The sequence below is a fragment of the Thermostichus sp. MS-CIW-15 genome, assembly GCF_054060575.1.
In genome coordinates, this window is record NZ_JBSSDI010000052.1 from 1 (window position 1) to 10,656 (window position 10,656).

Sequence of the window (10,656 nt, forward strand, 5' to 3'; positions counted from 1 at the left end):
TGGAGGATCCTGGTTTACCAGTCCGTTGAAGCAGCAACTCCGGGAAGTGATTCTCGGAAGCTCCCGTCTACAGCCCGTCAGGGCTTAGCGGGAGAAGATGTCACTTCACCAGCCCTTCCCCACCGGGGTGTTGGTTGGGGTAGTCCCCCGCCGGGAACTTTTCGCCAGGGTGATAGGGTGTGGCCCAGAGGTGGTGGGCCAAATACCCCGCCCGTCGATACAGCCAGGAGTCGGGGTGGGCCAGGAGCTGGACATTTTCTCCTGGGATCAACTTGTAGGCCACCGGCTGCCCCAGGCGATTGTGGCGGTTGGGGTTGACAATCTTCCAGTAGCGCCCCCGCAAGGGATCCACCGTTTGCTTAGCTTCCTGCTCGGTTTTGAGCAGGGTGGAGCGGGCGCGGAAGGCGTTTCCGTAGGGGTTATCCGGCCCCGGCGGCAGCGGCTCGGCATGCACTTCGTAGAGGGAGTTGCCCGGCCCATCCACCGCCATATCGAGGCGGACAGTGAAAAAGTGCTGGTGGTTGAGGCCAGACAATTGGGGTGCCACCAAGACGCCAAACTCCGGCTCCTCCCCCGGCAGGGTGGCGCAGGTGTTGATAATGCCGGTGAGCTTGGCCTCGAACTCCAGGGTGCCATCCTGGTAAAAGTACCAGAAAAAGCCGTAGTCGTAGTTGCCGATGGTGGTAAAGAAAGAGAGCACCAGCCGCCGCGAGCGCCGCACCTGGGCTCGCTCCGTGCGCCAGTCGGTGTGCTTCCAGAGCACGCCGAAGTCTTCTTCGTGCATGCAGATGGCGTTTTTGAGGAGCATGGGCTCGCCGCTGTTGCTGGGCAGCCAGGCATCGAAGTAGTAGATCTCCCCCAGGCAGTCGCAGCCCAGGCGCAGGGAATTGGCCTGCATGCCAATGCCGTATTCCCCCACATCAAAGGCATTTTTGCGACAGTGGGGATCTCGCGGATCCCCGTAGGGCACCACCATCTCGGCTACCGAGGCGCGGTAGAGAATGGGGCGAAGGCGGCCTTGATCCTCGTAGCTCACCTGGTGGAGGACGAGCCCCTCTCGCGGGTTAAAGCTGATGCGCAGATCCCACTTCTGCCAGCGGATGTGGTGGCCGTCCACCTGGAAGCTCACCCCTTGGGGCTGAGTGATTTCTAGTGGCTTCAAGTCTTGGCGAAAATCTTTGAAAAACAGCTCGTCGAAGTTACCGGACTCCGGCGGCAAGGGCCACAGACCCCGATCCTCCACCTTGACAACTTGCATGCGGTTGAGGTCAATCCAGGGGTAGAGCCCCTCGATGGGGCGGGCATAGCCGTTGTCGCAAGGGGAAGTACGTAGGAAACAAAAGCCTCGCACCAGCCGCCGCCCTTCTTCTTCCGGGATCCCAAAGTAGCCCACCGTCCAGTAGTCCACCATCACCAAATCCACATCGGCAATGCCTCGGCGCTGCAAAGCCGCTAAAAACTGGGGATCCTCCTTGAGCAGGCGGTCGCAGGCGTACACCTCATCATCCAACAGGGGGGGCTGCACGCCCGGAATGAGCTGCCAAGAGCGCACCTGCTGTGTTGACAGAGAGACCACGGCTTCGTAGGTGTTGCCACTGGCCGGATCCAACAGCACCACGAAAGCCTGCCGATCCCACGGCTGCCCCGGCTGCCAAGTTTCCATCCAAGGCCGATCCGGCTCGTGTAGCTGGATGGTTACAAAGCGCCACTGAGAACTGAGGGGCCGTTGCCGGCGCAGGATCTGCACCACCTGCCGCATTTCCTCGGCGCTAAGGGGATCCAAGGGGTGGCCTTGGGGCAACGAAGGTTCGCTCGACTGATGCTGTCGATGCAAACTGGGAGAAACTTCACAAACCACAGCAATAACCTTGAATTCTTCGGTTGGAAAATGATTGAGTTGAGCTAGGAAAAAATAGGGAGAAGTCTGCTGAGAAAGGTCAAAGGGATCCCTTCGCTCGCCATGCCGCGGGCCAGCCCATCAACCCAACTCAGAAAATCCAGAAAACCTAACAGCAGGCTAAACAGACTATCCTGTTGCCATCGCCAACATCGGGCAACTTTGCAAGAGATACCCGGGGAAAGGAAAACTTAAGCCAAAGCCCAAGGAAGTGAAGACAACCTCGGCCCTGCTAATTGTCCAGATCTAGCAATCTTCTGTTTCCCCGTCCGCTAACCAAATGAAGAGGGCAACGGCACCTTGAGAAGCCGCGCCAGGGCGAACAGGAAACCGTCAACCCATCGGGAAAATCTGAATACAGGTCTTACTACAGATAAACCCAAACTCGAGAGCAGGAGAAGTTTTCTGTGATTAAACGTCAGGCTTAACGTTGCACAGGAAAGCATAAAAAAGAAGAAACGCTTCACGCAGGCTAAGGGCAAGCTCACACCGAGAAGGCACAACCCAACGTCGACCTCTCCCGAAAACGCAAAAATGTCTCGAAACCTGCCCCGACCCTACCTGCCAGGGGGATCCCACCACTTGGGATCCGAAATGCAACTGACGATACTATAGCAGAGGCACCCCCCTTTCCCACAAGCCCGGCCCAAAGCCTCCCGGTCGCATCAGCAGGGTGTGACCCTAGGCCTTCTCCCCGTGAAGTTGAAGTCCAGCTCCAGCTCAAGTTGAAGGTTTGGTGTCGGAGAACACATATCTAAGAGTTACCCTGAAGCCATGCTTAAGGTTAGGAATTTCTAACAGTTCGAATAGTAGGATCCCTCACGTCTCCTGAAAATCGTCCACAATGAGGCAGGGCTCATAGAATCTGGTGAGGGAGATGGCTTCAACTCGATACCGCCTGGTGCCAGTGCGGCCAGGAGACGGCAGCTTTTATCCAGAGCATCTCTATTTGGCCTTAGAAGCCACCCAACTGGGCTATTGGCAACTGGATTTGCGCACCTGGAAGTTGAGTGCCTCTCCCCAATGCAAGGCCAAATACGGGCTGGATCCCGGCCAAGATTTCACCCTGGAAGTGTTTTTGCAGCACGTTCACCCGGAAGATCGCCAAAGGGTGAGAGAAGCTTTTCAGACGCTTGGGCCCAAGGCAGTAGAGGGAGATCCCAACTTTTCGGTGGAATATCGGGTTTACCAGGCCGACGGCCAGATGCGCTGGCAGCTTTCCCAGGGGATTGTGCTCTTGGGGCCGAAAGGGGATCCCGGCGAGATTGTCGGCGTTACCCTGGACATCAGCGAGCGCAAGCAATTAGAGATCACCTTGGCCGAGCGAGAGCGCCACTATCGCCAGCTCCTGGAAGCCCTGCCCGACATGCTGCTTCGTCTGGATCGCCAGGGCCGCTGTCTGGAGTTCAAGCCGCCCAGCCATTTTTCTGTCCCCCATCCCCCTGCCTACTATTTGGGCAAAACCCTTGAAGAGCTGTTTCCTGAGGTCGCCTGCGCCGGTGCGGCAGAGCCCACAGCCCAAGCCATTCGCGAGCATCTGGAGCTGGCCTTGGCAACCCGGCAAGCTCAAGAGATCGAATACCCCTGCCCAGAGGGATCCCCTCAGCCCCAATATCGGCAGGCTCGCATCGTCCCCTATGAGGAAGATCAAGTCCTGATGATCATTAGAAACATCACCCCTCGTAAGCAAGCCGAGCTGAAGCTGCAGCGGCAATTGCAGCGAGAAAGGCTGTTCAGCCAGCTCATTCAGGCCATCAACGCCTCGCTCGACTTGCCCACCCTGTTTGATGTGGCAGTCCGGGAAGTGAGGGCAGTGTTACAGGCAGCACGGGTTACCCTTTACCAGTACCTGCCGGCTGAGGCTGTATGGTTAGGTGTTGCCAGCTACGTCCAATCGCCTGATCTGCCCACTGCCCTTCACCTGCACATCCCGGATAGTCCAGACATTGTGGCCATCCAATACTTGAAGCAGCTGCAAGTTTTTCATGCGCCGGATCCCGAGCAAGTTTTGGATCCCTTTGCTATCCATGAAAAGCGAGAATACCACCTGGGCCCTTGGTTGGTGATCCCAGTGGCTTGCCAGGGAAAAGTGTGGGGTGCCCTGTCCCTGCGGCGCCTGACCTCAGATCCGGATTGGCAAACCGACGAGATCGAGCTGGCCAAGGCCATCGGGGAGCACCTGGCAGTGGCCATTCAGCAGGCAGAGCTTTATCAAAAGCTGCAACAGACCAACGCAGAGCTCGAACAAGCTTACAACGACGAAGCGCTACTCCAGCTCATCACCGAAGAAATTCGCTCCACTTTGGATGAACAAAAAATCTTGGAAACGGTAGCCCGAGAACTGGCCCTGAGCTTGAACCTATCCAATTGCACCATTGCCCTGTATGACCCAGAGCGGCAGGTCAGCGTTTTGGCGGTGGACTATTTGGCCGGAGAAGGGATCCGGCGCTTCCCCCTGGAGGTTTCGTTTGCGGATTTCGCCCATGTGCTTCGTCAGCTCCAGCGCGGACAGCTTTGCCAATTGAGCAACTTCCATCACCCCTGCTGGCCCAACCACGACCGCTACACCCTGATCATCGCTCCCATTTGCGACAAAAGGGATCTGACAGCTCAACACGAGGAACTGCTTGTTTTGGGGAATATTTGTGGATCCCGTCCACCGGGGCAGATATTTACCGAGCGGGAACAACGGCTTATCCAACGGGTAGCCGGCCAATGTGCCATCGCCATTCGCCAAGCACGTCTTTATCAAACGATCCAGCGTCAGGTGCAACAGTTGCAGGAGCTCAACCAACTCAAAGATGAGTTTCTGCACATGGTCTCCCACGAAATGCGCACACCTCTCACCAACATGAAGCTGGCTATTGGGTTTCTATCTAAAGCCAACCTAACTGAGCGGGAAAGGCGCTACTTTCAAATTTTGGAGATGGAGACCAACCGCGAGCTGGAGTTGATCAACGACCTGTTGGAATTGCAAGCCCTCGAGTCCGGAAACAAAGCCCTCAGACTTACCTGTTTATCTCCCCAGGAATGGATCCCCAATCTTTGCGAGCCCTTCCGGCTGCGGGCTGCGCAGCAAGGCCAACAGTTTCAGGTGGAATGGGATCCCGACCTTTTGCCCCTCTGCACGGATGAGAGCCTGTTGTCGCGGGTGGTGGGCGAACTTTTGAACAACGCCTGCAAGTACACGCCGGCTGGGGAAAGCATCTGTTTGCGCTTTAGCCAGAGCCATCAACAGGGCCGTCCCGGCTGGCTGATCGAGGTGGGCAATACAGGGGTGGAAATTCCTCCAGAGGCGCTGCCCCGCTTGTTTGAGAAGTTTTACCGTATCCCGCAGTTGGATCGCCGCAAGGCCGGGGGAACGGGCCTGGGCCTGGCGTTGGCCAAAAAGGCTATGGAGATCTTGGAGGGATCCCTGACGGTGGCAAGTCACTCTGGCCAAGTCATCTTTCGAGTGTGGTGCCCCTCTCAAAGTCGAACGCCACAAGCCGGGATCCCAGGCGAATCCACCTAGCGCCTTGCGCAGGACTCGAACCTGCAACCATCGACTTAGAAGGTCGGTGCTCTATCCATTGAGCTAGCAAGGCAAGCTGCAGAGCCATTATATCCTTGGAGGAGTTTCCTCTCTGAGGTCGGCTACGCGGCTTAACCCGCTCTCTTAATGCCCCCCAAGGAGCTTCGTTTGGGGATCCCAGTCGCTAAAGTTATCATGACAAGGTCTTGGTTTGGAGAACCGGGATCTCGATGTCATCGCCTCGCGATCCTAGCTCAGTCGAGGAAAAGAAGGCTGCTCGCGGCTGGGGGTCGGAAAACCCTCCCGGCCTGGAATCTCTCTCTCCGCCAGCCAGGCGCCTGTTGCGCCTCTACCATGGCGGCAGCTTCCTCTTTCTGGGCCTGTTGTGGCTGCTGGTCGGGATCCCCAGCCTTTGGGCGCTGCGGGCAGATATTGTTCGCCTGTGGAACCATTTCACCTGGACAGGCCTGCGCTATGCCCTATTTTACCGGCCCGGCTGGCCCACCTTTGGTTTGCTGCTTTGCGTCAGCTTCACGCTGGGGATCTTGATCGCCCAAAGCCGCTACGAGCTGTTTGGGCTCTATCCTATTGAGCGCTTGATGCTGGAGCGCCAGTCCCGCTGGATTTTGTCTTTGCCCGCCTGGCATCCGCTGCGGCGCTGGCTGGCGCGCACTTAAATGCGCGGAATTTCCCACCGTATAGACGGTGGGAAGGGATAGAGCATAATGAGTTTTCGTCTGTAAACTACCCGGCTCCGACCGCCCCCCCTTCCCCCCCAACCCCCCGTATACGGGGGGCAGGGGGGCGGGGGGATAGGGGGGGTTCCTGCGGTTTCTAGCTGAAAATCTGGAGGTGTTCCGTCCAGGGATCCTCATCCTTGGCCGGGAGGGCAATACGGCAGAGCTAGTGTTCGATGGTCGGGATCGCCGCTTCCCTGGCGGGGTTGCTGGCCGAGGTTCTCCGCGAGCAGCAGGTGCTTTAGGCGTTCGCTCGGCCCGGATCCCTTCAGCGCCGTCTGGAGCAGTGACGTAGCAACCAACTGGCAGCGGCCCGATCGCCTTCATCCCAGGCCAGTCGCTCCACGGCCACCATCACCATCGAGGTAATCACAGCCTCGCTCAGGTGGCGGGAACGCAAGCGCTGCACGGCTGAGGTGGCGGCCTCTAGGTCGCGTCTGCGGATTGCACGCAGCAGCTCATCGGACATAGACAAGGCCAACTCGCCCCACTACCTTTCTACCGCAGGAGCCAGAACCTCCCCTTCTCCTTCACCTTCTTGTCAGATAACGCAAAAGTTTGTCTGGCTTCCCCAAAATCTCTTAAAGAACATCGGCGAAATTGTTGGAGAAATCGTTACACTTTCTTCGTCTCTGGCGTACACTACCCGGCTCCGACCGCCCCCCTTCCCCCCCAACCCCCCGTATACGGGGGGCAGGGGGGCGGGGGGATCTAGGGAGGTACAGGGCGGGGCTCCTGCGCTTTCTAGCTGATCATCTGCCATAATTACAAGAGCGGGATGTAGCGCAGCTTGGTAGCGCATCTGCTTTGGGAGCAGAGGGCCGCAGGTTCAAATCCTGTCATCCCGATGGGGCCGGTAGGGGAAGCGCTAGGGGTCTCCGGGCGCTCGGCCAAACTGGTGGCAGGAACCTCAGCAGGCCAGATCCCATCCCAGGCAAGCTTGCATCACCTGGCCCAAGAGGTATAGGGATCCACAGATAACCGCGGGCGGCTCGTCGAGGTCAGCCGGCTGCTGCAGTTGGGCTTGTAAAGCGGCAAGATCCGGCAGCGCCTGGACAGAGCGAAGATGGGGCTGCAAGATCTGGGCCAGGTGGGCCAGTTCTTGCGGATGGGTTCCGGCGTGGCCGAAGAGGGGCAGGGCGAAGAAGCGATCCCCCGGCCGCAGCAGGGTGGCGAGCATGCCCTTGACGTCTTTGGTGGTGAGAATGCCCATATACCAGGTGAGGGGGCCGGGCTGGTGCTCATCTAGGTAGCGGCGCAGCGCCTGGGCGGCGGGCAAGTTGTGGGCCCCATCCAGCAGCAGCTGGCGGGAGCCAATTTGCACCCACTGTAGGCGACCCGGCCAACGGGTGAGGGCAAATCCTTTCTCGACAGCGACATCTGGGATCCGCCAACCCTGTTCCTGCAGGGTCTCCACAACGGCCAGAGCTACCGCCCCATTGATCAGTTGCACCTCACCGGCAAGAGGCAGGGTAAGCACCTGATCCCGCCAGCAGACAGTCTGAGGACCGGCCCAGTGCAGGGGCTCCACCACCCGCAGGGGGCTGCCCGTCTGCTCGGCTCTAGCCCGGATCACGGCCATCACCTCAGGGGGTTGGGGCGCGCACACAGTCGGGATCCCCGGCTTGAGAATGCCGGCTTTTTCAAAGGCAATTTGCGCCAGGCTGTTGCCCAGACGCTGCCAATGATCCCAGCCGATGGAGGTAATGGCGGTCACTACCGGCTCGATGCCGGCGTTGGTGGCATCCAGCCGCCCCCCCAGCCCCACTTCCATCACGGCAATGTCCACCTTCTGCTGCCGAAAGTACAGCCAGGCAGCGGCGGTAATGGCCTCGAACTGGGTGGGGGAAGCCTCGCCTGGAGCGTAGGTCTGCAGGCAATCTCGCACTTGGGCCAACACCCGGCTCCAGTCGCCTGGCGAAATGTACTCGCCGCTCAGCCAGATCCGCTCCCGCCAATTGACCAGGTGGGGAGAGGTGTAGCGACCGACGCGATAGCCCGCCGCCCACAGCGCGTGGCTGACCCAGGCGCAGACGGATCCCTTGCCGTTGGTGCCGGCCACGTGGATGGCTGGGATCCCGGCTTGGGGCTGGCCCAGGCGCTGCAGCAAAACCTGCATGCGATCCAGGCTGAGGTCGACGCCAAAGTGGCCTAGCGACTCCAGAAACCCCGGCCAATCCCAGGTTGAGATCCCACCCGTCGGCGGCAAGTGATTCGGACTCAAGCGTTCACCTCAACTCAAGATATCCCCACCAACCCCAGCAAAGAGATTGCCCTCCCCTCTGCTCAGGCCGGTTGCGCACTTCCCCAGTGGCGGCAGAAGCCGTCAAAGGTTCACCACAAAAGCATCGCGAATACCCGGCTGCTTCAACACCTCTTCGATGATCCCATCTGGCAGAGGATCGTCGAGGCTGAGCACCATCACCGCATCGCCGCGGATGATCTTGCGCCCCACCTGCATGCTGGCGATATTGACGTTGTAGGCCCCCAGCAGGGTGCCGATGCGGCCGATGATCCCCGGCATATCCCGGTGCAGGGTCATCAGCATGTTGGCGGAGGGGGGCACATTCACCGGGAACTCGTCGATCTGGGTGATGCGCACCTCCCGCTCCCCGATCAGCGCCCCCGAAACAGAACGCACCCCGTTGGGGCCGTGGGCAATCAACGTCAGGGATCCGGAGTAATCCTTCAAAGAGGGATCTCGCGTCTCCACCACGCGAATGCCTCGTTCCTTGGCCTCGATGGAAGCATTGACGTAGTTGACGCGCTCCCGCAGAGCCAGCGTCAAAAGCCCCTTGAGCGCGGCGATGACGATCGGCTGGCCATCTTTTTCCGCAAGGGATCCCTGGAGGCGGATCTCCAACTGGCTCACCCGATCCCCCGCCAACTGGCCCACTAAGTTGCCCAAAGTTTCCGCCAAGTCCAGGTAGGGCTTGAGGCTTTGCAGCACCTCCGCCTGCAGGCCAGGGATGTTCACGGCAGAACGGGCAGGCAGCCCCAACAACACATCGCGGATCTGCTCGGCTACGTCGATGGCTACGTTGACCTGCGCCTCCTCGGTAGAGGCCCCCAGGTGAGGTGTCAGCAGGATCTCCTTGCCCAAGGAAAGGAGAGGTGAGTCTTTGCTGAGGGGCTCGTCGGCAAAGACGTCCAGGGCCGCCCCCGCAATTTGGCCGGACTTGAGAGCTTCATAAAGGGCTTGCTCGTCCACCAAGCCGCCGCGGGCACAGTTGATCAGGCGGGCGGTCGGCTTCATCATGCGGAAGGTCTCAGCGTTGAACAGGTTAGTGGTCTCAGGGGTCTTGGGGACATGCAGGGTGATGTAGTCTGACTCCTGCACCAAGGTTTTGAAATCCACTAGGCGCACCCCCAGTTGCTCCGCCCGCTCCATCGAAAGGTAGGGATCGTAGGCCAAAAGCCGCATCCCCATCGCCTTGGCAATCTGGGCCACATGGGATCCAATGCGACCCAATCCCACAATCCCCAGCGTTTTTTTGTAGACTTCTACCCCGACAAACTCCTGCCGCTTCCATTGGCCCGCTTTCAGAGAGGCATTGGCATCGGCGATGTGGCGGGAGAGGGCCATCATCAGAGCGATGGCGTGCTCGGCGGCAGCAATCGTATTGCCCTCAGGGGAGTTGACCACTAGGATCCCAGCTTTGGTGGCGGCAGCCACGTCGATGTTGTCCACGCCCACCCCCGCCCGACCGATGATTTTCAAGTTCGTCCCCGCCTCGATCACCTCGCGGGTGACCCGCGTGCCGGAGCGCACCATGATGGCGTCGTAGTTGGGAATGACCGCGATCAACTGCTCCGGCGTAAGGTCGGTTTGCACATCCACCTGGGCCACTTGGGAGAGGATGTCGATCCCCGCCTGATCGATGGGATCCGTGACGATAACTCTGGGCATAAGCGACGATAGCCTAATCGGATGTAGGGCAACAGAAGCAGAAGAGCCAATACTGCAAGCTAGGCTGGATCCCAGCCACCCTGTTGACCCAACCTCAGCCGGCACCCTTTAATCTACCGCGAAAGTCCGCCGGCACGCGCAAGACCCGCAACTCCCAAAGAGCAAAAGTCCCAGTCTCCTGAGCTCCGGCGGAGATGGGGCGCTCACGGGCGGGATCCCACAAGAGCCAGGTACTTGCCGTCAATTAAAAAGATGCCATTGGCAAACTGCACACTGTAGGTGCCCAACAGCCGCCGCTGCAAGATCACCCCTTGTTCGTGCAGCCGAATCAAATGGGCGGGGCGCAACATCGGCATCGGGTCAGCCGTTTTCAAGTAAGGAGGCATCTCTACCACCTCAACCCTCGCCCCCACCGGCAGCAAATCTTGAGCTTCAGACATGACCCCACAAGCATCGACGCTACACAACAAAAGGATAGCTTGGTAGCCCCGCACTTGAGTGCAGGGCGGAAAAGCCCGCTAGCCACTTTAGTCGCTTACCCATGATGGGGGTCGTTGATATAGTTTCATAGCTCAAACAACCTCTTCCTGACTTCTCC

7 protein-coding genes and 2 tRNA genes are annotated in these 10,656 nt (G+C 59.2%); 3 read left to right on the forward strand and 6 right to left on the reverse strand.

The window, feature by feature from the left end:
* Positions 1-100: 100 nt before the first annotated feature.
* Positions 101-1,858, reverse strand: a complete 1,758-nt coding sequence (locus ACVW0R_RS12965) for a primary-amine oxidase (RefSeq protein WP_457502166.1) — start codon at positions 1,856-1,858, stop codon at positions 101-103.
* 916 nt (positions 1,859-2,774) lie between these two features.
* Between ACVW0R_RS12965 and ACVW0R_RS12970 the strand changes: the two genes are divergently transcribed.
* Positions 2,775-5,411 carry a sensor histidine kinase gene (locus ACVW0R_RS12970; protein WP_457502167.1) on the forward strand — a complete coding sequence of 879 codons (2,637 nt, stop codon included), beginning with the start codon at positions 2,775-2,777 and terminating at the stop codon, positions 5,409-5,411.
* Here ACVW0R_RS12970 and ACVW0R_RS12975 read toward each other — a convergent pair.
* Positions 5,412-5,484, reverse strand: a tRNA-Arg gene (locus ACVW0R_RS12975). It lies immediately after the preceding gene.
* Positions 5,485-5,641: 157 nt separating this feature from the next.
* On the opposite strand from ACVW0R_RS12975, the gene ACVW0R_RS12980 reads away from it, so the two are divergent.
* Positions 5,642-6,088, forward strand: coding sequence for a hypothetical protein (locus ACVW0R_RS12980; protein WP_011430201.1), 447 nt, complete (start codon positions 5,642-5,644; stop codon positions 6,086-6,088).
* Between the two features lie 328 nt (positions 6,089-6,416).
* Here the strand turns inward: ACVW0R_RS12980 and ACVW0R_RS12985 are convergent, their stop codons facing one another.
* On the reverse strand, positions 6,417-6,617 hold the full coding sequence (locus tag ACVW0R_RS12985; RefSeq protein WP_041438291.1) for a hypothetical protein: 201 nt from the start codon (positions 6,615-6,617) through the stop codon (positions 6,417-6,419).
* Positions 6,618-6,922: 305 nt separating this feature from the next.
* On the opposite strand from ACVW0R_RS12985, the gene ACVW0R_RS12990 reads away from it, so the two are divergent.
* Positions 6,923-6,996 (forward strand) — tRNA-Pro (locus ACVW0R_RS12990).
* Between the two features lie 62 nt (positions 6,997-7,058).
* On the opposite strand, the gene ACVW0R_RS12995 is transcribed toward ACVW0R_RS12990, so the two are convergent.
* The 3 genes from ACVW0R_RS12995 to ACVW0R_RS13005 all read right to left on the reverse strand — a co-directional run bounded on the left by ACVW0R_RS12995 (position 7,059) and on the right by ACVW0R_RS13005 (position 10,498).
* On the reverse strand, positions 7,059-8,372 hold the full coding sequence (locus ACVW0R_RS12995; RefSeq protein WP_240527673.1) for a bifunctional folylpolyglutamate synthase/dihydrofolate synthase: 1,314 nt from the start codon (positions 8,370-8,372) through the stop codon (positions 7,059-7,061).
* A 102-nt stretch (positions 8,373-8,474) separates the two neighbouring features.
* The gene (serA, locus tag ACVW0R_RS13000; RefSeq protein WP_099812151.1) at positions 8,475-10,058 is read right to left on the reverse strand and encodes a phosphoglycerate dehydrogenase; all 1,584 of its coding nucleotides are present in this window, start codon (positions 10,056-10,058) and stop codon (positions 8,475-8,477) included.
* 203 nt (positions 10,059-10,261) lie between these two features.
* On the reverse strand, positions 10,262-10,498 hold the full coding sequence (locus tag ACVW0R_RS13005) for a DUF3148 domain-containing protein (protein WP_041438293.1): 237 nt from the start codon (positions 10,496-10,498) through the stop codon (positions 10,262-10,264).
* Positions 10,499-10,656 lie beyond the last annotated feature (158 nt).